The organism is Micromonospora sp. A3M-1-15 (assembly GCF_024213425.1).
Classification (GTDB): Bacteria; Actinomycetota; Actinomycetes; order Mycobacteriales; family Micromonosporaceae; genus Micromonospora; species Micromonospora chersina.
This window is the reverse complement of record NZ_JANAVK010000001.1, coordinates 695,593-717,625: the sequence shown is the minus strand read 5'-3', so window position 1 is coordinate 717,625 and position 22,033 is coordinate 695,593. Positions and strand designations below refer to the sequence as shown.

At 75.7% G+C, this 22,033-nt stretch carries 22 protein-coding genes; 6 read left to right on the top strand and 16 right to left on the bottom strand.

Translation table 11 applies throughout. The features are described 5' to 3' along the window. Nucleotides 1-22: 22 nt before the first annotated feature. Together NLX85_RS03230 and NLX85_RS03225 are read right to left on the bottom strand one after the other, a co-directional pair. Entirely contained in the window at nucleotides 23-481 is a 459-nt protein-coding gene (locus NLX85_RS03230; protein WP_254331521.1) for a hypothetical protein, read from the bottom strand. Between the two features lie 18 nt (nucleotides 482-499). Continuing rightward, complete coding sequence (locus NLX85_RS03225) at nucleotides 500-952, bottom strand: GNAT family N-acetyltransferase (protein WP_254331520.1); 453 nt, start codon at nucleotides 950-952, stop codon at nucleotides 500-502. Between the two features lie 73 nt (nucleotides 953-1,025). Here NLX85_RS03225 and NLX85_RS03220 point away from each other — a divergent pair, with 73 nt between their 5' ends. Next, nucleotides 1,026-1,529 carry a potassium channel family protein gene (locus NLX85_RS03220; protein WP_254331519.1) on the top strand — a complete coding sequence of 168 codons (504 nt, stop codon included), beginning with the start codon at nucleotides 1,026-1,028 and terminating at the stop codon, nucleotides 1,527-1,529. A 19-nt stretch (nucleotides 1,530-1,548) separates the two neighbouring features. On the opposite strand, the gene NLX85_RS03215 is transcribed toward NLX85_RS03220, so the two are convergent. Next, on the bottom strand, nucleotides 1,549-2,685 hold the full coding sequence (locus tag NLX85_RS03215; protein ID WP_254331518.1) for a helix-turn-helix domain-containing protein: 1,137 nt from the start codon (nucleotides 2,683-2,685) through the stop codon (nucleotides 1,549-1,551). 173 nt (nucleotides 2,686-2,858) lie between these two features. On the opposite strand from NLX85_RS03215, the gene NLX85_RS03210 reads away from it, so the two are divergent. Next, the gene (locus NLX85_RS03210; RefSeq protein ID WP_254331517.1) at nucleotides 2,859-4,145 is read left to right on the top strand and encodes a YncE family protein; all 1,287 of its coding nucleotides are present in this window, start codon (nucleotides 2,859-2,861) and stop codon (nucleotides 4,143-4,145) included. A gap of 77 nt (nucleotides 4,146-4,222) precedes the next feature. Here NLX85_RS03210 and NLX85_RS03205 read toward each other — a convergent pair whose 3' ends face one another. After that, nucleotides 4,223-5,809 (bottom strand): alpha/beta hydrolase, encoded by a 1,587-nt coding sequence (locus tag NLX85_RS03205; protein ID WP_254331516.1) that lies wholly within the window; start codon nucleotides 5,807-5,809, stop codon nucleotides 4,223-4,225. Between the two features lie 34 nt (nucleotides 5,810-5,843). After that, on the bottom strand, nucleotides 5,844-6,956 hold the full coding sequence (locus NLX85_RS03200) for an ATP-dependent DNA ligase (RefSeq protein ID WP_254331515.1): 1,113 nt from the start codon (nucleotides 6,954-6,956) through the stop codon (nucleotides 5,844-5,846). A 136-nt stretch (nucleotides 6,957-7,092) separates the two neighbouring features. On the opposite strand from NLX85_RS03200, the gene NLX85_RS03195 reads away from it, so the two are divergent. Continuing rightward, nucleotides 7,093-7,305, top strand: a complete 213-nt coding sequence (locus NLX85_RS03195; RefSeq protein WP_254331514.1) for a hypothetical protein — start codon at nucleotides 7,093-7,095, stop codon at nucleotides 7,303-7,305. Nucleotides 7,306-7,372: 67 nt separating this feature from the next. After that, on the top strand, nucleotides 7,373-7,795 hold the full coding sequence (locus tag NLX85_RS03190; protein WP_254331513.1) for an SRPBCC family protein: 423 nt from the start codon (nucleotides 7,373-7,375) through the stop codon (nucleotides 7,793-7,795). Between the two features lie 15 nt (nucleotides 7,796-7,810). Here the strand turns inward: NLX85_RS03190 and NLX85_RS03185 are convergent, their stop codons facing one another. Beyond that, nucleotides 7,811-8,302, bottom strand: a complete 492-nt coding sequence (locus tag NLX85_RS03185; protein WP_254331512.1) for a GNAT family N-acetyltransferase — start codon at nucleotides 8,300-8,302, stop codon at nucleotides 7,811-7,813. Between the two features lie 68 nt (nucleotides 8,303-8,370). On the opposite strand from NLX85_RS03185, the gene NLX85_RS03180 reads away from it, so the two are divergent. Then, nucleotides 8,371-8,916: a DUF1990 family protein gene (locus NLX85_RS03180; protein WP_254331511.1), complete on the top strand. Its 546-nt coding sequence runs from the start codon at nucleotides 8,371-8,373 to the stop codon at nucleotides 8,914-8,916. On the opposite strand, the gene NLX85_RS03175 is transcribed toward NLX85_RS03180, so the two are convergent. The 9 genes from NLX85_RS03175 to NLX85_RS03135 form a co-directional block, all read right to left on the bottom strand. After that, on the bottom strand, nucleotides 8,910-9,824 hold the full coding sequence (locus NLX85_RS03175; protein ID WP_254331510.1) for a DNA-3-methyladenine glycosylase: 915 nt from the start codon (nucleotides 9,822-9,824) through the stop codon (nucleotides 8,910-8,912). The two genes, NLX85_RS03180 and NLX85_RS03175, sit on opposite strands and share 7 nt — an antisense overlap. 163 nt (nucleotides 9,825-9,987) lie before the next feature. Next, nucleotides 9,988-10,632 (bottom strand): hypothetical protein, encoded by a 645-nt coding sequence (locus tag NLX85_RS03170; protein WP_254331509.1) that lies wholly within the window; start codon nucleotides 10,630-10,632, stop codon nucleotides 9,988-9,990. A gap of 204 nt (nucleotides 10,633-10,836) precedes the next feature. Then, the gene (locus NLX85_RS03165; protein ID WP_254331508.1) at nucleotides 10,837-11,625 is read right to left on the bottom strand and encodes an anti-sigma factor; all 789 of its coding nucleotides are present in this window, start codon (nucleotides 11,623-11,625) and stop codon (nucleotides 10,837-10,839) included. Beyond that, a complete protein-coding gene (locus NLX85_RS03160) occupies nucleotides 11,622-12,320 on the bottom strand; it encodes a sigma-70 family RNA polymerase sigma factor (protein WP_305885012.1) in 699 nt (232 codons plus the stop codon). The genes NLX85_RS03165 and NLX85_RS03160 overlap by 4 nt, the downstream gene beginning before the upstream one ends. Before the next feature lie 83 nt (nucleotides 12,321-12,403). Further along, entirely contained in the window at nucleotides 12,404-13,261 is an 858-nt protein-coding gene (locus NLX85_RS03155; protein ID WP_254331507.1) for a spermidine synthase, read from the bottom strand. After that, complete coding sequence (locus NLX85_RS03150) at nucleotides 13,261-14,241, bottom strand: hypothetical protein (protein WP_254331506.1); 981 nt, start codon at nucleotides 14,239-14,241, stop codon at nucleotides 13,261-13,263. Before NLX85_RS03150 ends, NLX85_RS03155 begins: the two co-directional genes overlap by 1 nt. A 69-nt stretch (nucleotides 14,242-14,310) precedes the next feature. Beyond that, entirely contained in the window at nucleotides 14,311-16,785 is a 2,475-nt protein-coding gene (locus tag NLX85_RS03145) for an AAA family ATPase (protein WP_254331505.1), read from the bottom strand. After that, on the bottom strand, nucleotides 16,785-17,933 hold the full coding sequence (locus tag NLX85_RS03140) for an exonuclease SbcCD subunit D (RefSeq protein ID WP_254331504.1): 1,149 nt from the start codon (nucleotides 17,931-17,933) through the stop codon (nucleotides 16,785-16,787). Before NLX85_RS03140 ends, NLX85_RS03145 begins: the two co-directional genes overlap by 1 nt. 10 nt (nucleotides 17,934-17,943) lie before the next feature. Continuing rightward, on the bottom strand, nucleotides 17,944-19,692 hold the full coding sequence (locus NLX85_RS03135) for an ATP-binding protein (protein ID WP_254331503.1): 1,749 nt from the start codon (nucleotides 19,690-19,692) through the stop codon (nucleotides 17,944-17,946). A gap of 263 nt (nucleotides 19,693-19,955) precedes the next feature. On the opposite strand from NLX85_RS03135, the gene NLX85_RS03130 reads away from it, so the two are divergent. Continuing rightward, nucleotides 19,956-21,563 carry a hypothetical protein gene (locus tag NLX85_RS03130; RefSeq protein WP_256566329.1) on the top strand — a complete coding sequence of 536 codons (1,608 nt, stop codon included), beginning with the start codon at nucleotides 19,956-19,958 and terminating at the stop codon, nucleotides 21,561-21,563. Nucleotides 21,564-21,572: 9 nt separating this feature from the next. Here the strand turns inward: NLX85_RS03130 and NLX85_RS03125 are convergent, their stop codons facing one another. Next, nucleotides 21,573-21,983: a hypothetical protein gene (locus NLX85_RS03125; RefSeq protein WP_254331501.1), complete on the bottom strand. Its 411-nt coding sequence runs from the start codon at nucleotides 21,981-21,983 to the stop codon at nucleotides 21,573-21,575. Between the last annotated feature and the right edge of the window lie 50 nt (nucleotides 21,984-22,033).

Genomic DNA, 22,033 nt, shown 5'->3' with positions numbered 1-22,033 from the left:
GGTCCTCCCCGCGAGCGGGGAGTCAGCTCCCCCGGCCGGGGGAGGGGTCGTCGGGCAGCGCTCCCGCCAGCGGGACGAGCAGGCAGCCGAGCAGCGCCAGCCACGTCCCCGGGCCGGGGCCGGTCGACACCATCCCGTCCTCCCGCGCGTACGCGTCGGTGGCGGAGAACAACCACCAGGTGGCGGTGACGGCGGCGCCGGCGAGCACGGTCGAGATCAGGAGCCCGCGGCTCACGTCGCGCCACAGCCAGCGGGACGGGCCGACCCGGGCCAGCGCGACCACGGCGACCAGGCCGCACACCAGCGCCCACGGCAGCACGACCCACAGCAACTCCCGGCCTGACCGCAGGGCGACCCGGTCCGGGTAGACGGTGCGCCAGGCCGGCAGCGCCGCCGCGGTGAGGACGGCGAGCAGGCCGGCGCCGAGCAGGGCGACCCCGACCCGCCGTCGGCGGGACAGTGGGGCACCGGATGCGGCCATCGCCGTCAAGCTACCCCGTCAGAGGGCCAGCTTCATGCCCTCGTGGCTGGCCACGAAGCCGAGGTCGCGGTAGAAGCGGTGCGCGTCGGCGCGGCTCTTGTCGGTGGTGAGCTGCACCAGCGCGCAGCCCCGCTCCCGGGCCTGGTCGATCGCCCAGGTCATCATGGCCCGACCCAGCCCCCGGCCGCGCAGGTCCGAGCGGACCCGGACCGACTCGATCAGCGACCGCTCGGCGCCGTGCCGGCCCAGCCCCGGGATGTAGGTGATCTGGAAGCAGCCGACCACCTCGCCGCCGGTCTCCGCGACAACCAGGTGGTTGCGCGGGTCGGCGTCGATGGCGGCGAACGCCCGCTCGTACGCCTCGTCCACCTCGGTGAAGTCGCGGGCCTTGCCCAGCACGTCGTCGGCCAGCAGGGCGATCACGGCGGGGAGGTCGGCCCGGACCGCCTCCCGGAAGATCACATCGGTCACGTCGGGCAGCCTCCCACAGTCACGCCCGGCGATGCCGTCGCGCCGGTTGCCGGCACCGGGCAGCATGTGCGCCATGGACGTCCTGCTGTTGCCGTTCCGCTGGATCTACCGCGGTCTGGTCTGGTTCGCCAACTCGCCGCGCACATTGATCATTTCGTACCTGCTGATGATCGTGGTGGCCGGCGTGCTGTACAGCCACGCCGAGCACAAGAGCGCCGCGGACTCGGTGTGGTGGGCCGTGGTGACCGCCTCCACGGTCGGCTACGGCGACATCTCCCCGACGTCCTTCGCCGGGCGGTTCCTCGCCGCGCTGCTCATCTCCACCATGGTGCTGCTGGTCATCCCGCTCATCACCGCGCACTTCGCCAGCCGGCTGATCGTGGACGACGACGCCTTCGAGCACGCCGAGCAGGAGGAGCTGAAGGCGGACGTACGGCGGCTGCGGGCGCTGGTGGAGGAGATGGCCAGCCGTCAGGGCATCGTGCTGCCCGAGCCGGACCGCCCCGAGCCGGCCGGCGGGCCGGGCAGCGCGGCGCCGCCCTGGGAACGCCGGCACCGGCGCCACCGGCTCCGGTGACCGCGCCGGCCCCCGGCGCTCAGCGCGGGTCCAGCCAGGTACGCAGCGCCCACCACCACCGGACGGTGTCCGGCACCGGGCACCGCGCCCCCTCCTCGACGGGCGGCCCGCCGGTGAGTTCCCGCAGCCGGCGCAGCCGGTAGCGCACGGTGTTCGGGTGGACGTGCAGGGCGGCGGCGGTCTGGTCCAGCCGCTGGCCGTGGTCCAGCCAGGCCAGCGCGGTCGTGGCCAGCTCCCGGTGGAACTCGTCGGCCGGGTCGAGGCCGCTCAGCAATGCGCCCCGGAGCAGTTCCGCGAGGGCCGGCTGGGCGGCCAGCGCGGTCGGGACGGCGAGGTCCGTCAGCAGGCGCAGACCGCGCAGCCGCCGGTGCGCCGCGGTCCGCAGCGCGGCGAGGCAGAGCGTGTACATGGCGGGGGCCCGGGCCAGTGGCTGGCGGGGGGCGACCACCACCAGCAGGTCGGCGGGCGCCGCGGCCGGCAGCCGGGGGGTGAGGCCGGCCAGCCGGTCGTCGACGGTGCCGAGCACGCCGCCGCAGCCGGCGAACTGCCGGTGCAGGGCGTGTGCCCGCACCGGGTCGGGCTGCTCGGCGACCAGGCAGTGGTAGCGCCCGTCGGGACGTAACCCGAACCGGGCCAGCTCCGCCGTCCGGTCGCCGGCCGGCCCGCCGAGCAGCAGCCGGCGCAGCAGCCGGGCGCGGGCCGGCGCGCCGGTACGGGCCAGGTCCCGCTCGGCGGCCCGGTGGCCGTCGACGACGGCACGTTCCACCGCCGCGGCGTAGCGGCCGATGGTGAGCAGCCCCTCCAGCAGCACCTCGTCGGGAATCCCGGCCGCCCGCCCGTGCCGGACCACCAGCTCGACCGCCCGGTCCCGGCCGGCCTGCACGCCGCACAGCAGCCCGGCCACGGAGACGCCCTGCGCCGCCCGGTCGGCGCCCAGCCGGCGGGCCTCGGCGAAGTCGCGCCCACCCGGGTCCTCCCGTCGCTCCAGCGCGCCGAGCCCACTGGTGAGCAGGAGGACGACCTGGCGGCGGACCTCCGCCGCGGGGAGCCGGGCCACCTCGGGCGAGTGCGCGCGGGCGGCCCGGACAACCTCCTCGACGGCGGCCGCGTCGGCGGCCAGGTCACGCAGCAGCGCCCCGAAGGTGGTCCGGGTCATCGGCTTCCCGCCGCCTCCCGTTGTCGTCGTGGCACAACCGGGCCGGCCGGGTGTTGGCCTCCGGTCCCTATCCGGTGCGGCCGGCCGGTTGCTCTCCTGATTGTTACCGCAAGGTAACACCGCTCGGCACAGAGAGAAACGTCGATGTAGCAACCGGCTCCCAGGAGGCGTCCATGACCCCCGTCCCGCCCCGCCGCCCGTCCCGTCCCCGCGGCCGCCGCGCCGGCCTCGCCGCCCTGGCCGCCCTCGCCCTGGCCGTGCCGGCCCCGGTGGCGGCGGCGCCCCGCCCGGCCGCGGCCGCGGCCGCCGTGGGCCTCCAGGAGGTGATGTTCGTCGGCAACAACTGGGAGGGGACGGCCGACGTCATCCGGTCCCGCGGCGACTACGCGCGGCTCGGCCGGATCAACGTCGTGCCCGACCGTGACGCGCGGCTGCGCGAGATCTACCTGAACCCGGTGCGGCTGGCGTTCTTCCTCGGCATCCGGCAGGGGCCGGGGGAGGGGCACGACCAGCTCGTCGACGACATGTACACCACCCCGGACGGGACCGCCCTGGTGGTGTCCCGGCCCAGCTTCGCCGACGTGGTCTCCGTCGACCTGGCCACCGGGCAGATCCGCTGGCGGTTCCCGGTCTCCGGCTACCGCGCCGACCACATGGCCGTGTCGCCGGACGGCAGCCGGGTGGCCGTCTCCGCCTCCACCGGCAACACCGTGCACGTGCTCGACATCCGCACCGGCCAGCAGCTCGGCTCGTTCCCCACCGGGGACAAGCCGCACGAGAACATCTTCACCGACGGCGGCCGCCGGCTGTGGAACATGTCCATCGGCGAGGTGAACACCGACCTGGACGCCCCCTGGCTGGACTGGACCAAGGGGGACCGGCGGATCACCGTCGCCGACACCACCACCTTCGACGTGGTCAAGGTGATCGACATGCGCTCGCGGCTGGACGCCGCCGGCCACCGGGACCTCTCCGACGCCGTCCGCCCGGCGGTCTTCACCCCCGACGGGAGCAGGCTCTACTTCCAGGTCTCGTTCTTCAACGGCCTGGTCGAGTACGACGTCGCCACCGACCGGGTCACCCGGGTCACCACCCTGCCGAAGAACCCCGCCACCAGCGAGGACCGCACCACCTGGGTCAACGACTCGCGGCACCACGGCCTGTCGGTCAGCCCGGACGGCGCCCGGCTCTGCGTCGCCGGCACCATGGACGACTACGCCACCGTCGTCGACCGGGCCACCCTGCGCGAGGGCGCCCTGGTGCCGGCCAGCAAGCCGTACTGGGCCACGGTCAGCGGGGACGGCCGGGACTGCGTGATCTCCGAGTCCGGCGCCGACCGGGTCACCGCGATCAGCTTCGCCACCGGGCAGAAGGTGGCCAGCGTGCCGGTCGGCGACCACCCGCAGCGGGTCCGCGTCGGGCACCTGCCGCTCGACTGGACGCCCCCGGCGGCGGGCTGACCGGCCCGCGCACCGTCACCCGGCGGGCCCGCGTGGCCCGCGCACCGTCACCAGTCAGGGCAGCGCGAACGGCGCCGTCACCGGGCGGGGCAGCGCAGCCCCTCCCGGGGGACGGTGAGTGAGACGAGGTAGGCGTCGACGGCCGCCGTGACACAGGCGGTCTGCGGGTATGCCGTGTGCCCCTCACCGTCCCAGGTGAGCACGCGGCCCACGCCCAGCATCGAGGCCAGCGCGGCGGTCTGCTCGTAGGGCGTGGCCGGGTCGCCGGTGGTGCCGACCACCACGATCGGCGGCGCGCCGGCCGCCTTCCCGGTCGGGTACGGGTCCCGCCCGCCGGGCCACTCGACGCAGCCGAGCATCCCGACCGCCAGCGCCGGGCCGAACAGCGGGTACTTCTGCCGCCACTGCGACTGGAGCGACCGGATCTGCTCCCGGGTCGGCTTCTCGGTCTCGTCGGCGCAGTTCACCGCCATGTTCGCGTCGAACAGGTTGGAGTAGTGCCCGTCGTCCTCGCGGCCCGCGTACGCGTCGGCGAGCTTGAACACGCCGGTCGGGTCGCCGCCCTGCAACGCGTCGACCGCCCGGGCCAGCTCCTGCCAGCCCTGCTCGGTGTAGAGGGAGGAGATCACCGCGTAGAACACCCAGCCGGCGGTGGCCTCCCGGCCGTCCCTGCCGCGCACCGGGGAGACCCGGGCCTTGTCGATGGCGGTGGTCACCGCGGCCCGGGCGTCCGGCGCGATCGGGCAGCGGCCCGCGTTCGCCGCGCACCAGCGGGAGAAGTTGTCGAACGCCCGCTCGAAGCCCTTCGCCTGGCTCTCCGAGCCGGCGATGAGCTTCTGCTGCGGGTCCACCGCGCCGTCGAGCACCAGCGCCCGCACCCGCTGCGGGTAGAGCTGGGCGTACGTGGCGCCCAGCAGGGTGCCGTAGGAGTAGCCGAGGTAGGTCAGCTTGTCGTCGCCGACGGCCGCCCGCACGGCGTCCATGTCCCGCGCGGCCTGCTCGGTGCCGTAGAGCGGGAGCTGGTCCCCGTATTTCCCGCCGCACCGCTGGCCGACCCGCCGGTTGAGGGCGACGAAGCCGTCGAAGGACGCCTGGCTCTCCGGGTCGGGGTCGTAGCCGAAGCTGGCGTCCAGGTCGGCGTCGGGGATGCACTTCACCGGGCTGGACCGGGCCACCCCGCGCGGGTCGAAGCCCACGATGTCGAACCGGTCGGTCACGTCGGCCGGCAGCCCGCCGAACCCGGGGCCGAAGGAGAGGTAGACCGCGGTGTCCACGCCGGACGCGCCGGGACCGCCCGGGTTGACCACCAGCGACCCGATCCGGTCGTGCTGCTTGTTCGACCGGATCCGGATCAGCGCGATCTCGAAGGTCTCCCCGGCGCCCGGCCCGGCGGTCGCGCCGGTCGCCGCCCCGGTGCCCCAGTTCCGGGGTACGGCGATCCGGGCACAGTCGTAGCGCATGCCCGCCGCGCCCCGCCCGACCAGCTCGTTCGGCACCTCGGGGCAGGCGCGCCAGGTCGGCGCGGTGCCCGGGGCGGCCGCCTCGCCCTCGCTCTCGGCCCGCGGGGCGAACGCCGGCAGCGTGCAGCCGGCGGTGAGCACCAGCGCCGCGACGAACCCGGCCAGGGTGGGCCGGCGGCGGATCCGGTCGGAGAAGCGGGTCACGTGGGAGCCCTCCATGATCGTGTGGACCGCCAGGCTACGCCCGGCCGGGCCCGTCGCCGACGGTCGCCGCCGGATCCCCGCGCAGCACCTGGTCGACGTCGTAGCGGATCGGCCGCTCCAGCTGGTCGTACGTGCAGGAGCGGGGGTCGCGGTCGGGGCGCCAGCGGACGAACTGGGCGGTGTGCCGCAGCCGGTCGCCCTCCATCGCGTCGTAGCCCACCTCGACGACCAGCTCCGGGCGCAGCGGCTCCCACTCCAGGTTCTTCCCGCCGGTCCACCGGCTCACCCCGCCCGGGATGCGCTGCCCCCGCTCGTGGTCGCCGTGCACCCACGGGTGGTCGCCGCCGACCTCGCGGTAGGGCTCCAGCTCGTCGAGCAGCTCCTTGCGGCGGGCCGCCGTGAACGAGGAGCTGACCCCGATGTGGTGCAGCACCCCGGCGTCGTCGTAGAGGCCGAGCAGCAGCGAGCCGACCACCGGGCCGGACTTGTGCCAGCGGAAGCCGGCCACCACGGCGTCGGCGGTGCGCGCGTGCTTGACCTTGAACATGAGCCGCTTGCCCGGCTCGTAGGGCAGGTCGGCCGGCTTGACGATGAGCCCGTCGAGCCCGGCCCCCTCGAACACGTCGAACCAGCGCCGGGCCGTCTCCGGGTCGGTGGTCACCTGGGTGACGTGCACCGGCGGCCGGACCTTGGCCAGCGCCTTCTCCAGCCGGCCCCGGCGCTCCGGGTAGGGCCGGTCGGTGAGCAGCTCGTCGTCGAGGGCGAGAAGGTCGAAGGCGACGAAGTCGGCCGGGGTGGTCTCGGCGAGCAGCTTCACCCGGGACGCGGCCGGGTGGATCCTCTGGGCCAGCAGCTCGAAGTCGAGCCGCGGCTGGCCCGCCGGGCCGTCCCGGCGGATCACGATCAGCTCGCCGTCGACCGCGCACCGCTCCGGGAGCTGGCGGCGCGCCTGCTCCACCACCTCGGGGAAGTAGCGGGTCATCGTCTTGCCGCCGCGACTGGCCAGCTCGACCTCGTCGCCGTCGCGGAAGATGATGCAGCGGAAGCCGTCCCACTTGGGTTCGTAGGTCAGGCCGGGGTCGGTGGGTAGTTGGGGCACGCTCTTCGCCAGCATCGGCTCGACCGGCGGATTGATCGGCAGGTCCACGGCGACCAGTCAATCAGACCCCACCGACGGTCGTGAGGCAGATCACCGGCGGTGGCCGGCGGCGTGTCCCGTCCCAGGCCCGTTCGTCACCCGCGACCGGATGGTGAAACCGCAGGTCAGCGCTACGGTTCGCCGCGTGCCGGAGTGGAGTTGCGGATGCTGCGGGCGCTGGCGGGTCAGCGTGCAACTGATCCGCGGGCGCTACCGCTACCGGCTGGTGCACCGCTACCCGCCCGAGCACGGCGGCGGCGCCAACGTCGTCGGCGAGGTGGCCTCGGTGGCCGAGCTGGAGCTGCTGCTCCGCCGGTACGCCCCGGTCGGCCTGGCCGACCTCCGCGAGGCGGCCTGACCGGGATCACCCGCCGTCGATACCGGGCGTAGCCTGACCCTGATCGTGCCCGGGGGAGGGGAGCGCCATGCGGTTCGTCGAGTCCGTCGAGATCGCCGCCGACATCGACCGGGTCTGGGCCGTGCAGACCGACATCGAGCGCTGGCCGGAGTGGACGCCGTCGGTCACCTCTGCCCGCCGGCTGTCGCCCGGGCCGCTCACCCTCGGCTCGTCGGCCCGGCTGGAGCAGCCCCGGCTGCGCCCGGCGGTCTGGCGGGTCACCGAGATCGACCCGCCGCACGCCTTCGTCTGGGAGTCCGACAGCCCGGGCGTGCACAGCCGGGGCGAGCACCGGCTGGTCCCGCTGGACGACGGCCGGGTCCGCGCCGAGCTGGTCATGGCGCAGACCGGTCCGCTGGCCGGGCCGGTCGGGCTGCTCCTCGGCCGGACCATCCGCCGCTACCTGCGGCAGGAGGCCGACGGGCTCCGCCGCCGCTGCGAGCGTGGCTGACCGCCGGCGCGCCGCTCAGCCGTCCCCGCGTGCCGGCTCGACGGTCTTCTCCAGCACCGCCAGGCGGTTGCCGTTCTCGTCCGGCCGGTGCGCCACGACCCGGTAGCCGCGCCGCGCGTACAGGCCCAGGTTCTCGGCGCTCTCCGCGCCGGTGAACAGGGCGAACCGGGTCACCCGGCCGGCGCAGGCGGCCTCCACCGCGGTCAGCAGCCGGCCACCGATGCCGCGCCCCTGCTGGTCGGGTGCGACCGCGAGCCGGCCGACGTGGGCCGTGTCGCCGTCGATCCGGGCGCGTACCGAGCCGACGAGGCGGGGCCCGAGCCGGGCGGCCAGCACCACGGTCGGGCCGGCCAGGGCGGCGCGGACCTCGTCCAGCGTCTCGGTCAGCGGGGGCAGGAACACGTCCCGGTAGCGCTGCGCCTCCACCAGGTACGCGGCGCGCTGCACGGTGAGGATCTCGCCGGCGTCCGCGACACCGGCCGGGGCGACGGTCAGCTGGTCGGTCACCCGGCAAGCCCACCACAGCCCCGCGGACCGGCGCCGGGCGGGCCACCCGGCCCGGCCGTACCCTGTCGGTGTCCCGCGAGGAGGAGGCCGACGTGCCCGAGCTGACGTACCCCGAGGTGGGGGCGACCCGCGACGGACGCCTGCCGGCCGACTACCACCACCTGCGCCACCGGGTCCGGCTGCCCGACGGCGGCTTCGCGACCGCCGCGGACGCGGTGCTCGGCTGGCGGCTGCACCGGGCCGCGGGCGTCGTCATGCGCACCGACGCGCCCCGCGCCGCGGCCGGGGTGCGGGTCACCCCGGGGCTCGGCCTCGGCCCGCTGCGGATCTGGGGCCCGACCGAGGTGGTCTGGACGGTGGACGAGCCGGACCGGGCCGGGTTCGGCTACGGCACCCTGCCCGGGCACCCGGAGATCGGCGAGGAGGCGTTCCTGGTCACCCGCGCCGCCGACGGGGTCTGGTTCGAGGTGACCGCGTTCAGCCGGCCGGGCCGCTGGTACGTGCGCGCCGCCGGGCCGGTCACCCGGGCCGTCCAGCAGGCGTACGCCTGGTGGCTGGGGCGGACGCTGCGCCGGCTCTGCGCCGGTCGTTCCGCGGCGACGCCGGGTCAGTAGCCGGCGAAGGAGCGGATCGGGGCGCGTGGCCCGTACTTCGGGGCCTGGATGCCCGCGGCCTCCAGCAGGACGCAGACCCGGCCGCGGTGGCCCCGGAACGGCTCCAGCAGCGCCAGCATCCGGGCGTCGTCGCCGCGCGGCTCCCCGGCCAGCGCCCAGGCCACCGTGTTGGGGACGTGGTAGTCGCCGACGCTGACCGCGTCCGGGTCCCCGTAGGCGATCCGGACCACCTCGGCGGCGGTCCACGGCCCGATGCCGGCGATCGCGGTGAGCCGACGGGTGGCCTCGGCGGCGTCGGCGCAGCGTTCCAGCCGGTCGGCGACGGCGGCCGCCCGGCGCAGCGTGTCGGCCCGCCGCTGCTCCACCCCGAACGGGTGGAAGACCCAGTACGGCGTGGCCGCCACCGCGGCCGCCTCGGGCGGCAGCAGCAGCGGTTGCAGCGGCCCCGGCGCCGGCTCCCGGAAGTGCCGCACGGTCGCCGCGTACGCCCGGTACGCCTCCTTGCCGGTGACCTTCTGCTCGAAGACGGCGCGCAACAGCCGGGGGAAGACCTGGCCGGTGGCGGGCATCCGCAGCCCGTGGTGCTCGCGGGCCAGCCGGGCCACCAGCGGGTGCGCGCCGGCCAGCGCGGCGAACCCGGTCAGGTCGTCGCGGAGCCCCGCCACCGCGTCGGCCCGCTCCACCACCCAGTCCGCACCGGGGCCGTAGCCCTCGGCGAGCAGTTCACCGGCGGCCGGGCGCAGCGCGAGGGTGGCCGGGCCGGCCGGGGTGCGGGTGGCCCACCAGAAGCTGCCGGCCGCGATCCGGGCGCACGGGTCGTACGGGCTGAAGGTGAGGGCCCGGACCGAGGCGGCCAGTCGGTAGCCGGCCGGGGGACGCAGCGTCCGGCGGGCGGCGGGGGAGGTCACCCCGCCACTCTGCCACGTGCCCCCGCCGTGACGGCGCCGGCCCGGTACGGGCCGGCGCCGTCCCCTGGACGCGGGGCTGCCGGATCGCCGCTGTCCCGGGTTCACGACGGTGGCCGGCCGCGCCCTCCCCGGCTGCGACCGGCCACCGTGTCCGGGGTTCGCGTCAGTACGAGTAGCCCGAGTCGCCGCCCGAGTCGCCGGACGCCGGCGGTGCGACCGCCTTCGGGGTGCCGGTGGGCAGGCAGGTGAGGTTCTTCTTGCCGTTCGGGTCGACGACGAACCAGGTGCCGCCGACGCCCTGGCCCTTCCACTGGCCCGGCTTCTTGTCCCCGATGTAGCGGTAGACCGGCCAGCCCCCGATGGTGATCTGCCGGGTGCCGTCCTGGCGGGTGACCGTGCCGACCTTGTCGTCGGAGACGCCCTGGAGCTGGGGGTTGCCGTCGGTCAGCGCGGGCGGCCAGACCTGGGCGCACTTGTCCACGCAGTTGGACTGCGGCGGGTCGGCCGAGTCCTTGTCGAACCGGTACAGCACCCAGCCGTCCTGGTCGGTGACGACCTTGCCCATCCGGGGCAGCTTCTTGCCGACCAGCTCGTCGGTGAGCTTCACGTCGGACGGGGGCGCCTTGTCGGCGGGCGCGTCCGGGGACGCGGAGGCTTCCGGTTCGGCCGACGCGGTGGGTTCGGCCGCGGCGACGGCGACCGGCTCGGCCGCGCTCGAGTTCGCCCCGTCGTAGCCCGCGGGGGCGCAGGCTGTTAGTGCGACCATCGCGCTCGCGACGATGACGGTCGTCCGCTTCAGGTGTGCCACGTGCCCTCCTCGTTCTTGGCAGTTCGCCGAGTAGTACGGGCGGTGTGCTGTCAAGGTTGAAGGGAAAAGGGTGCTCCATTTCACAGTGGATCCGTTGAACCGATCCGGCCGGCGGCGCGTGGGGGAGCACGTGGGGTGACGACCCCGGGCACGACGGAACGGCGCCGGGCGGTCTCGCTGCCCGGCGCCGGCGTCCCGGCGGGATCAGAGGTCGGCCACCGTCACCAGCGGGCTGGCGACCCCGTTGACGTCGACCGACTGCACCTGGATCTTCTCGATGTCCTTCAGCGGCGCCGAGGTGGACGCGCTCAGCTCCAGCGGAAGCTGGTTGGTGTTCGTGCCGTAGCCGCCGCCCGGCACCGACCAGGTGGAGACCACCTCGCTGGTGGCGTTCTTCCGGACCACCAAAAGCCGGCAGGTGCGCGGCCCGGGCAGGCGGGTGAGCTGGAGGTCGATCTGGGTGCCGTACTCCTTCGACGCCAGCCACATCGTGGTCTTCACGCCGGTGCCCGGGTCGACCGCGTTGTGCTGGTCGCCCTCCTGCTCGCCGCCGCCGACGTTCGGGTCGTTGGGGTCGGACGGCTCGCTGCTCGGCGGGGCGGTGACGGGCGCGGTGAGGGTCGGCTCGGCCTGCGGGATCCGCTTCCCGTCGTCGCCGCCGAACACCCCGGCCATGCCGGCGCCGCTCAGGCCCCCGAACACCACGACGGCCGCCGCCGTGGCGAAGACCTGCCGCATCCGGGTCCGCCGCCGGTCCCGGCGGACCGCCACGAGGGTACGGTCCAGCAGCGCCGGATCGGTGTGCGTCTGCTCCAGCGCGGCCATCGCCTCGCCGTCGATGCCGGAGAGCATCCCCACCACCGGGACCATCGTCTCCAGTTCGGCCGCGCACGCCCAGCAGGTGGCGAGGTGCTCCTCGAACCGTTCCGCGTCCTGCGGGTCCAGCACGCCGAGCGCGTACGCGGCCACGTCCATGTGGTCGGCCCGGCTCATTCCGTCACCCCCCTCTCCTGCAGAGCCGTGCGCAGCGCGCGCAGCGCGTAGTAGACCCGCGACTTCGCGGTGCCGAGCGGAAGGCCCAGCTCCTCGGCCGCCTCGGGCACGGTACGCCCCCGGAAGTACGTCGCGACCAGGATCTCCCGGTGCGACTGGCTCAGCGTACGCAGCGCGTCGGCCACGGTCATCGTGCGCAGCACCCGGTCGGTGCTGTCCGCCTCGGCGAACGCGGTCAGGTCCCGGTCGTACGTCTCCGCCGGGCGGGCCTGCTCGCTGCGGTGCTCGTCGATGGCGATCCGCCGGGCGACCGTGACCAGCCAGGGGCGCAGCGAGCCCTGGCCCTGGACCCCCAGCCGGTGCGCGTTGCGCCAGGCCCGCAGCAGCGTCTCCTGCACGATGTCCTCGGCGCGCTGCCGGTCCCCGCCGGTCAGCCGCATCACGAACATCAGCAGCGGCCCGGCGTGCTCGGCGTAGAGCAGCCTGATCAGCTGGTCGGAGTGGCTCGCCTCGGTGGACGTCGCCTGGTGGCGTCCGGGCGCCGGTCGCGGCGTCACCGGGTCATTCTGGCGATCCGCGGGACGGCCGTCGACCCCCCGGCCCGACCGCGACTCGCGCGACCGGGGCTGTGCCCGGGCGAACATCCACTCAGGCCTCGCCACCTCGCCGTGCCAGCCGGCCGCCACCGCGTGCATGCAAGACCTCCGGTGTCCTGTGACATCAGCCGACCCCCCACGGGCATGGCCGCCCGGTGATACGGAGCGGCCCGCCGAGCGGATCAACGCCGGACGGAAAAAATTCCGGGCGGAGGCGGGGTGGAGTCGGTGGCATCGGCGTCGTGGACCACCGGCGCGCCCCCGGCGAACCGGTCCAGCTCGGCGCCGGCCAGCACCCGGCCCGGGAACCAGTCGCCGGCGGCCCGCCGGGTCAGCTCGGGCACCGGCGGCTCCACACGGGACGCGACCAGCACCAGGTTGCCGTAGCGCCGGCCGCGCAGGACCGCTGCGTCGCCGACCAGGCACGCCCGGGGCAGCACCGTGCGTACCGTGGCGACCTGCCCGCGGGCGTGCCGCAACGGCGGGCCGTCGGCAACGTTCGCCAGGTAGCAGCCGTCCGGCTGGAGCACCCGGGCCACCTCGGCGGCGTATTCCACCGAGGTCAGGTGGGCGGGGGTGCGGGCGCCGGCGAAGACGTCCGCGACCACCACGTCGTAGCTGCCGTCCCGGCTCGACGTCAGGGTGGCCCGGGCGTCGGCCACCCGGACCCGCAGCCGGGGGTCGGCCGGCCACGGCAGCTCCCGGCGGACCAGGTCCACCAGGGCGCCGTCCACCTCGGACACCCGCTGGGTGGAGCCGGGGCGGGTGGCCTGCACGTAGCGGGGCAGGGTGAGCGCGCCGCCGCCCAGGTGCAGCACCCGCAGCGGCGCGCCGGCCGGCGCCACCAGGTCGATCGCGGCGGCCAGCCGCCGGACGTACTCGAACTCCAGGTGGGTGGGGTCGGTGAGGTCCACATGTGACTGCGGCGCGCCGTCGAGCAGCAGCGTCCAGGAACCCGGCCGGTCCGGGTCGGGCACCAGCTCGGCCTGCCCGGTGTCGACCTGCGCGACCGCCCGGTCCGCGCCGCGTCGCCGGCCCATCAGCGCCGGATCCCCCGGGCCGCCGCGATGAGCACCCGGTGCAGCAGGCGGGCGTCGCCGAGCATCCCGCGCAGCCGCCGCTCCAGGCCGGCGATCGGGATCAGGTTCTGCGGGGCGCGCGGGTCCTTGTACGGGGTGGAGGCGAACCGGGGCAGCGTGACCAGGGACAGGTCGGCCAGCTCGATCGCCTCGGCCTCGGTCAGGTCGGCGGAGCACTCGACCCGCACGACGCCCGCCCAGGGCGCGCCGCCGGCCACCGGCAGCCGCAGATACCACGAGTAGCCGCCCCACGCGGTGCCCAGCCGGAACACCGGGCAGCGCTGCCCCGGGGCCAGCCCCGTGACCACCGCGGTGAGCCGGCCGTCCAGATACTGACTGTGCTGGGTCTTGATGTAGCCCAGGGTGCGGGGCAGGTTCCGCCGGCTGCGCAGCGGCCCGTCCACCACCAGCAGGTCGCCGTCGGTGCGCACCGCGTCGGAGACCGCCACCTCCAGCGCGGTCAGCGGGCCCTGCACGGCGGCCGGGAGCTTGCTCAGCTCGCCGGTGCCGCTCACCCGGTGCACCGGGTAGCGGATCGCGCCGGCCACCACGTCCTGCGCCGAGGGGCTCGCGGTGAACAGCCCCCGGCCCACCCGGGCGCCGGCCAGCTCCGCGGCGCCCCGCTCCAGGTCGCAACGGACCACCCCGGCGGCGTACGAGGCCGCGATGCCCGGGAAGGAGCTGCCGTCGTCCTCGGCCGTCCAGACGCTGGCGTCGATCCGGCGCACCCCGTCGACCAGCAGCACCACGTCCGGGGCCGCGACGTCGCGCCGGACGTCGACGGCCCGCCAGTCGGTGGCGGGCAGCTCGACGTCGGCGTCGACCTGGGCGCTGCTCGGCGCGGCCGGCCCGCCCCCGCCGGCCGCCTCGAACGACGCGCCGTACGCCGGGTCCCACGCGTCGACGAAGAACCGGGCGCCCGCCCTCGACGGTCCCGTCACGCGGCGCTCCTCACAGTGCCTGCCCTTCGTTCGCGACTGCGGGGCTCCGCTGCGCTGCACTCCTCGCGCTCACAGGCCGGTCCGTTCCACGCGGGCGGTGCGGGCGTCCTTGCGGACCTCGAAGCGGACCGGGATGCGCTCGGCGAGCGCCGGCACGTGGGTGACCACGCCGACCATCCGGTCGCCCCGGGCGGCCAGGTTCTCCAGGGTGGCCGCCACCGTGTCGAGGGTGGCCGCGTCCAGCGTGCCGAAGCCCTCGTCGAGGACGATCGACTCCAGGCTGGCCGCGCTCGTGGACATCCCGGCGAGCTGCTCGGAGAGCGCCAGCGCCAGGGCCAGCGACGCCTGGAACGTCTCCCCGCCGGACAGGGTGCGCACCCCGCGCCGCAGCCCGGCGTCGTGGTGGTCGATCACGAAGAACTCGCCCTTGTCGTGCACCAGGTCGTACTGGCCGCCGGAGAGTTCGCGCAGGATCCGCGAGGCGCCGTCGACCAGCAGGTCCAGCGCCTCGGCCAGCAACCAGCGCTCGAAGTTGTTGGCCCGCAGGTGCCCGGCGAGGGCGCGGGCCACCCGGGCCTGCCGCTCGTGCCCGGCCCGCTGCTCGCGCAGCTCCGCGGCCTGCTCGCGGCGCTCCTCCAGCCGGCGCAGCTCCGCCTCGGCCCGCTCCACCGCCACCGCGGCGTCGCGCTGCGGGTCCTCCGGCGCGGCCAGCCCGGCCGCGTCGAAGAGCCCGCCGATCCGCTCCGCCACCTCGCCGGCCGCGGCCTCCGCGGCGTCGACGGCGGCGGCCAGCCCGGCCCGGTCGGCGCGCCGCCGCCCGGCCTGCTCGCCGGCCCAGCCGGCGAGGGCCGTCCAGGCGGCGGCCACGTCGTCGCGGTCGGCGGCCGGCGGGCCGAACCGGGCCAGCCCGTCGCGGACGGTGTCGAAGTCCCGCCAGGCCCGGCGCAGCCGCTCCTGCGCGCCGTCCAGGTTGCCGCGGGCCCGGCGCGCGGCGTCGCGGCCCGCGCGCACCGCTCCCGCCGCCTCCTCCAGCGCCCGGCGCAGCCGGGCGTGCTCGGCCAGCGAACCGCGCAGCGCCTCCGGCGTGGCGGCGCCGGCGAGCTGCCCGTCCAGCTCGGCCAGCCGGGCACCGAGCTGGTCGTGCTCGGCGCGGGCGCGCAGCAGCACCCGGTCCAGCTCCCGGGCGGCCGCGTCGCGCTCCTGCACCACCCGCTTGGCGGCCTCGCTGGCCGCCCGGGCCGCCTTGCCGGCCGCGAGCGCCCGGGCGACCGCCGAACCCTTCGGCACGGCCGGCACCCGGGGCACCGGCTGCTCGCAGACCGGGCAGGGGCCGCCGTCGACCAGGTGCGCCCGCAGCGCCACCGCCTGGTCGGTGGCCTTCGCCTCCTCGTGCGCCCGGAACGCCGCCTCCAGCTCCACCTCGGCCCGCTCGGCCTCGGCCCGGGCCGCGGCGAGCGCCCCGGCCGCCGCGTCGTGCTCGGCCTGCGCCGCGTCCACCGCCGCGCGGACCGCCGCCGCGTCGCCGGCCAGCCTCTCCCGGTCGGCGTGCGCCTTCAGCTGCACGCGCAGCGCGCTCTCGTCGCCGGCCGCGGCCAGCTCGCCGCGCAGCTTCTCCTCGCGTTCCTCGGCGAGGCCGACCGCGGTGACCGCCTCGTCGGCGGCCGTCCGCGCGGCGGCCACCGCCCGGGCCAGCTCGGCGGTCCCGTCCGGCGGCCGGACCCCGGCCAGCACGGTCAGCTCGGCGTCGAGCGCCGCGAGCGCCGTCGCCTGCTCGCGCGCCGTCGCGCGCGCCCGCTCCAGCTCGGGTACGGCCGCCGCGACCGCCCCGGCCAGCTCGCGCATCCGGTCGACCCGGTCGCGGGCGCCGGCCAGGCTCTCCTCGTCGACGTCGGCGAGGCCGCCGAGCATCTTGTCGACCGCCTCCAGCTTCGCCTCGGCCTGCCCGGCGCGCTCGGTGGCCTTCTTCTGCACCTCCTCGTAGACGCCCAGCCCGAGGAGGTTCACCAGGATCTGCTGCCGGGTGGCCGGCTTGGCGTGCAGGAAGTCGGCGAACTGCCCCTGCGGCAGCACCACGCAGCTGGTGAACTGCTCGTACGGCAGCCCGACCGCGTCGAGCACCGCCTGCTCCATCTCGGCGGGGGTGCCGGCCACCACCTCGCCCAGGTCCTCCGGGCTGAGCCCGGTGTCGAGCTTCGTCACGTCGAACCCGGGCGGCATGAGCTGGAGCCCGGCGTTGGCGGTCTTCACGGCGCCCCGGCCGTCCCGGCGGACCACCCGGGTGGCCACGTAGCGGTCGCCGGCGGACTCGAAGACCAGCCGCACCCGCGCCTCGGTGGCCGACGGGGCGAGGGCGTTGGCCAGCCCTCGGGCGCCGCCCCAGCGGGGGACCGTGCCGTAGAGGGCGAAGCAGATCGCGTCGAGCACCGTCGACTTGCCCGAGCCGGTCGGCCCGACCAGCGCGAAGAAGTCCGCGTCGGTGAAGTCGACGGTGGTCTCCTCGCGGAAGACGGTGAAGCCCGCCATGTCCAGCCGCATCGGCCGCATCAGTGCTCCACCTCCTCGAGCAGCTCGTCGAAGAGTTCCCGGACGTCCTCGTCGGCGTGGCCCCGGCTGCCCAGGTAGTCGGCGAACAGCTCGCGCGGCGAGCGGCCGGCCCGCTGGGCGGTGCGGGTGCCGCTGCCCGGCGCCGGCACCAGCTCCGGGTCGATCCGGATCTCCAGCGCCCGGGGGAGCAGCTCCTGCACCTCCTCGCGCAGCCCGGCGCGCGGCTGCTCGCGGACGTAGACCCGCAGCCAGCCGTCGGGCACGTCGATCTCGGCGAGCTGGGCCAGGGTGCCGCGGACGGTGCGCAGCGGGACGGCCCCGGGCACCGGCACCTCCCGGATCTGCGCGGCGGTCGTCGCGGTCACCTCGACGATCGTCACCGACCCGACGTTCTCCTGCTCGCCGAAGTCGACGGCGAGCGGGCTGCCGCTGTAGCGGACCGGGCAGGGCCCGATCACCCGCTGCGAGCGGTGCAGGTGGCCCAGGGCCACGTAGTGCGCGTTGCCCGGGAAGACGGTGGCCGGCACCGCGTAGCCGAGCACGGTGTGCGCGTCGCGCTCGCCGCCGCCGGTGCTCGCCCCGACCACGGTGACGTGGGCGGTGACCAGGTGCACCCGGTCCGGCTCGGTGAACCCCTCGGCGAGCCGGGCGAGCACCCGCCCCAGGTGGTCGGCGTAGGTCTGGTTGGCCTCGGCCGCGGTCAGCTCGTACATCTCCACGGCGCGTACGGCGTAGCGCTGGGAGAGGAAGGGCAGCGCGGCGACCTGCCAGCGCTCGCCGTCGCGGGTGACGCCGTCGATGACGTGCTCGGCCGGGTTGTCCCGGACGCTGCCGCGCAGCGTGATGCCGGCGGCCTCGGCCCAGGGGCGCAGCGCGTCGAGCGCGGCGCCGTTGTCGTGGTTGCCGCCGATCGCCACCACGTCGGCGCCGGTGCGGCGCAGCGCGGTCAGCGCCCGGGTGACCAGCCGGGTCGCCTCCGGGGTGGGCGCCGCCGTGTCGTAGAGGTCGCCGGCCACGATGACCAGGTCGGGGCGCTCGACCCGGGCGATGTCGATCACCTGGGCGAGCACCTGCTTGTGCTCGTCGGCCCGGGACTGCCCCTTGAGGACCTTGCCGACGTGCCAGTCGGAGGTGTGCAGGATCTTCATGGTCGGCCCTCTAGAACGGGATGTCGTCGTCGGCGGTGCCCGAGCCGACCACCGCGAAGGGGTCGGCGGCCTGGGTGATCGAGCGCAGCGTCTCCGAGGGCGCCCGGCCGGCCTCGGAGACCCGGGTGGCCCAGGCCGGGAAGGGGAACTCCAGGCAGAGCGGGACCGGGATGTCGGGCTGGTTGACGAACATGGTGCCCGGCTTGGCCAGCAGGGCACGCTGGCGCTGGGCGGGCGGGAGGAAGCCGTATTCCGGGCGGGACGCCTCGGCCGGGTCGAGCCGGCCGACCACCCGGATCGCCGAGTTGGTGACGATCCGCCGCTCCACCTCGCTGGCGGTCTGCTGGGCGCCGACCAGGATCACCCCGAGCGAGCGGCCCCGCTCGGCGATGTCGAGCAGCACCTCCTTGATGGGGGAGGAGCCCTCCCGGGGGGCGTACTTGTTCAGCTCGTCGAGGACGACGAAGAGCAGCGGCTTGGCGGTGCCGGCCTTCTCCTTGCGCTCGAACTCGCTCTTGAGCGTCACGCCGACCACGAAACGCTGCGCCCGGTCCGGCAGGTTGTGCAGGTCTACCACGGTGACCTGGGCGGACTCGGCGGTGTTGATCGAGTGCGGGCGGCGGGTCGCCAGGTCGCCCCGGATCAGCCGGCCCAGGTCCTTCTTGCTGCCGATCAGCCGGCGGGCGAACGCGTTGACCGTGCCGAGGCCGACCGCGCTGCCCGCCCAGTCGCCCCGGGTCTCGTCGTCGTTGAGCTGCTCGACGACGTGGTCGACCAGGTCGGCGTAGGACCCCAGCCGGACCCCGTCGATGCTCACCCCGCCGTCGGCGGGCTGGGCGTACCGGGCCAGGTGGGCGGCGACCGAGTGGACCACCATCGTGTACTGCTGGCGCTCGTCGTCGGCGTCGGCGAAGACGTAGGGCAGCAGGCGGTCGGCGCAGAACTCGCTCAACGTCCAGTAGAAGCTGTCCACCCCGGTGAGCCGGCTGCTCACGTCGGGCGTGCCGGAGGAGTCGCCGACCCGGGGCGGGGCGTGGACCCGGACGTCGGGGAAGGCGCCCGCGTCGAGCCCGAGCTTGGCGTAGCCGGCCCGGGTGGCGTCGTCGAGCCGGGTGTTGGGGTGGTCGAGGAAGAGCAGGTCCTCGCCCTTGACGTTGAAGATCAGCGCCTTGGCGTTGACCGCGTCGCCGCCGAGCACCCCGGAGCGGAACACCGAGTAGAGCAGGAAGGTGGCGAAGCTGGTCTTGGTGGCCACGCCGGAGATGCCGGAGATGGAGACGTGCGCGCCCCGGGTGCCGTCGAGGAAGTCGGCGTTGAGGTAGACCGGGACGCCGTCGCGGCCCATGCCCATGGGGATGCGCCGCTCCATCCGGTCGAAGTGCAGTGCCCGGGCCCGGGCGTCGCCCTCGGCCCGGTGCACCACGGCGCCGGGGGTGGGCGGCACGTAGAACTCCGGGTCGACCCGGGTGGTGGTGATCTCGGCGGCCTCCTGCACCTGGGCCGGCAGGGTGCCGTCGGCGATGGCGAACACGTCGGAGTCGAACTGCGCCCCCTCGTGCCGGGCGCGCACCTGGGTGACCACGCCGGCGATGGTGACCGGCTCCCGGCCGGGCAGCTCGCGGCGGGTCACCACCACGTCGTCGAGCTGGAGGTAGCTGCCGGGCGCCACGGCGGTCCAGAAGGTGAGCGGGGTGGCGTCGGCGGTGCCGAGCACCCGGCCGACCCCGTCGCCGGGGCCGTCGAGCAGGTCGTCGGTCATCGGCGGTCTCCGGTCGGCTGGTCGTCCCGTTCGCGGCGCACGTCGTGCATCCTGCCCGAGGGATGCGACAGGTTGCCACGCGACGCGGCGGACGCCACCCCGCGGGTCCGCCGACCCTGCACAGCGGCACGGCCCGCTGACTCTCCGTACGCCCTGGTCGGCCATTCCGGCACCGCCGGGCCGGCTCGCGGGAGATCCTGCAAGGGGCCCGAGGACGCGAGGCGCGAGGAGCGGCGGTGGAGGCAGTCCGCAACCGGACGGCGATGCTGCTGCTGCTCGCCGTGCTGCCGCCGGTGGTGCAGGAGACGGTGCTGGTGGGCATCGGCTTCCACGGCGCCCGCGGGCTCGCGCCGCAGGTCACCGCGGTCTGGCCGTACGACTCGTTCCACGACCTGCGGTGGCTGCTCGTGTTCCACGACTCCTGGGGGAACTTCCTGCTCGGGCTGGTGGGGCTCACCGTGTTCCGCGGGCTGCTCACCGCCGGGCTGACCGCGCTGGCCTGGCCCGCGCGCGCGGCCCGTCCGTCGTTCGGCTGGCTGGTGCGGCGGAACCTGGAGGTGGCCGCCCTCGCCCTGGTGATCATCTCGCCGTGGGCCGCGATCTCGGTCGCCTTCTCGGCGGTCGCGCTCTCCCTCTACCTGTTCGCCTCGCTCGCCCCGATGCTGGTGCTCGCCCCGTTCCTCCAGCGCGCCGGGGTGGTCCGGAACTGGTGGCGGGGCCTGCCCACGATCGAGCTGCTCGGCTGGTCGGTGCTCAACTTCGTCGTGCTCACCGTCGCGGGCGCGGTCATCTCCAGCACGTCCGGCTGGTGGGGCGTCCCGGTGGCGGCGCTTGCCGGCCTGGCCAACGGCCTGCTCTGGCAGCGCACCGTGGCGGCGGCCGTGCTGCCGGCCCGCATCCGCCTGGCCCGCACCCCGGTGGCGCCGGTGGCGATCGTCCTCACCATGGCCGCCGCGGTCGCGTCGCAGTCCCTCGTCGGCCTGGCGACGGGCCCGCCGGCGGAGTGGCTGCCCCCGGTGCTCACCGAGCGGCTGCCCGACCGGGTGCCGCACGCGGTGATCGCCATCGCCGGGCACGACTCGCAGTGGAACGGTCGCGCACCGGAGGACCCCCGGGTGGAGCGCTTCTCCTACGTGGGCCTCGATCGGCAGGGCCGGCCGCTGCCGTACGGGCCGGAGGCGACCCACCAGTCCCTGGACTCCAGCGCGGTGCTGCTCGCCGCGCAGATCGACGAGGTGCACCGCCGGACCGGCCGGCCGATCGCCCTGCTCGGGTTCAGCGAGGGCGCCATGGTGGCGCGGACCTACCTGGACAAGTGGGCGCAGCCCCTGCCCGTGGAGGCGGTGCTGCTGTTCAGCCCGCTCATCCAGCCCGGTCGGGCCTACTACCCGCCCCCGGGCTACAGCGGGTGGGGCGTGGCCGCCGGTTGGGAGCTGCGCGGGATCTTCTGGCTGGCCAACCTGGGCCGCAGCGTGAAGAGCCGGCCGGACGAGCCGTTCGTGCGGTCGGTGCTGGTCAACGCGCCCTTCTACCGCAACCGCACGCTCTGCCCGGTGGCCGGGGTCCGCATGATCACCTTCCTGCCGACGGTCAGCGCGGCGGAGGCGCCGCCCGGCGAGTACAGCCGGATCCCGGTGTTCCAGATGCCCGCCCTGCACGGCGGGCTGATCGGCGAGCGGCAGGCCCAGGAGCGGGTGGTCGACTTCCTGGCCGGCGGCCGGGTCGACGAGCCGCGCCGGGAGTACCGCCTGCTCCAGCGGTTGGGCGCCGCCTGGCAGGCCCCGCCGCTCCCGCTGGCGCTCAACCCCGTTTGGGCGGCCGACCGGGAGGGCGACCCCGCGATGACCGGCCGGATCTGCGAGCCCCGCTGACCGGTCGCCTCACCCCGCCCGGCCGGTCGCCCGGCGGTGCCGGAGCAGCAGCCGGATCGCCGCGGCGTCGACGGCGGCCACCAGGACCACCCGGATCGGCGCGTACGGCAGCATGAGCAGCTCCAGGGCGATCGCCGGCACGGCGCAGCCGATCGCCACGGTGGCGGCGCCCCGCCGGCCGGTGGCCGCCGCCAGGCCGGCGAGCGCCAGCGCGGTGCCGACCGCCAGGTGCAGCCAGGCCCAGCCGGTGATGTCGACCGGGTAGAGGCCGCCCCCGTTCAGCACCACGAACGGCCTCGAGCGGAGCATGCCGTACGCGGACAGCACGTCGGCCAGGCCGGTGGCGACCAGCAGCCCACCGGCGAGCAGCGGACGGTCGGCCTGGTCCGGCGCCGTCCCGGTCGCCTGCGGAGAACGCATTCCCCGAGGTTACGGCGCTGGTCGTGGGCGGGTTCGCGAGTCGGCGCAGC

Coding starts and splice junctions, on each gene's coding strand:
- NLX85_RS03230 (WP_254331521.1), bottom strand. CDS start 481: ATGGCCGCATCCGGTGCCCCACTGTCCCGCCGACGGCGGGTCGGGGTC.
- NLX85_RS03220 (WP_254331519.1), top strand. CDS start 1,026: ATGGACGTCCTGCTGTTGCCGTTCCGCTGGATCTACCGCGGTCTGGTC.
- NLX85_RS03215 (WP_254331518.1), bottom strand. CDS start 2,685: ATGACCCGGACCACCTTCGGGGCGCTGCTGCGTGACCTGGCCGCCGAC.
- NLX85_RS03210 (WP_254331517.1), top strand. CDS start 2,859: ATGACCCCCGTCCCGCCCCGCCGCCCGTCCCGTCCCCGCGGCCGCCGC.
- NLX85_RS03190 (WP_254331513.1), top strand. CDS start 7,373: ATGCGGTTCGTCGAGTCCGTCGAGATCGCCGCCGACATCGACCGGGTC.
- NLX85_RS03165 (WP_254331508.1), bottom strand. CDS start 11,625: ATGAGCCGGGCCGACCACATGGACGTGGCCGCGTACGCGCTCGGCGTG.
- NLX85_RS03160 (WP_305885012.1), bottom strand. CDS start 12,320: ATGCACGCGGTGGCGGCCGGCTGGCACGGCGAGGTGGCGAGGCCTGAG.
- NLX85_RS03155 (WP_254331507.1), bottom strand. CDS start 13,261: ATGGGCCGGCGACGCGGCGCGGACCGGGCGGTCGCGCAGGTCGACACC.
- NLX85_RS03145 (WP_254331505.1), bottom strand. CDS start 16,785: ATGCGGCCGATGCGGCTGGACATGGCGGGCTTCACCGTCTTCCGCGAG.
- NLX85_RS03140 (WP_254331504.1), bottom strand. CDS start 17,933: ATGAAGATCCTGCACACCTCCGACTGGCACGTCGGCAAGGTCCTCAAG.
- NLX85_RS03135 (WP_254331503.1), bottom strand. CDS start 19,692: ATGACCGACGACCTGCTCGACGGCCCCGGCGACGGGGTCGGCCGGGTG.
- NLX85_RS03130 (WP_256566329.1), top strand. CDS start 19,956: ATGCTGCTGCTGCTCGCCGTGCTGCCGCCGGTGGTGCAGGAGACGGTG.
- NLX85_RS03125 (WP_254331501.1), bottom strand. CDS start 21,983: ATGCGTTCTCCGCAGGCGACCGGGACGGCGCCGGACCAGGCCGACCGT.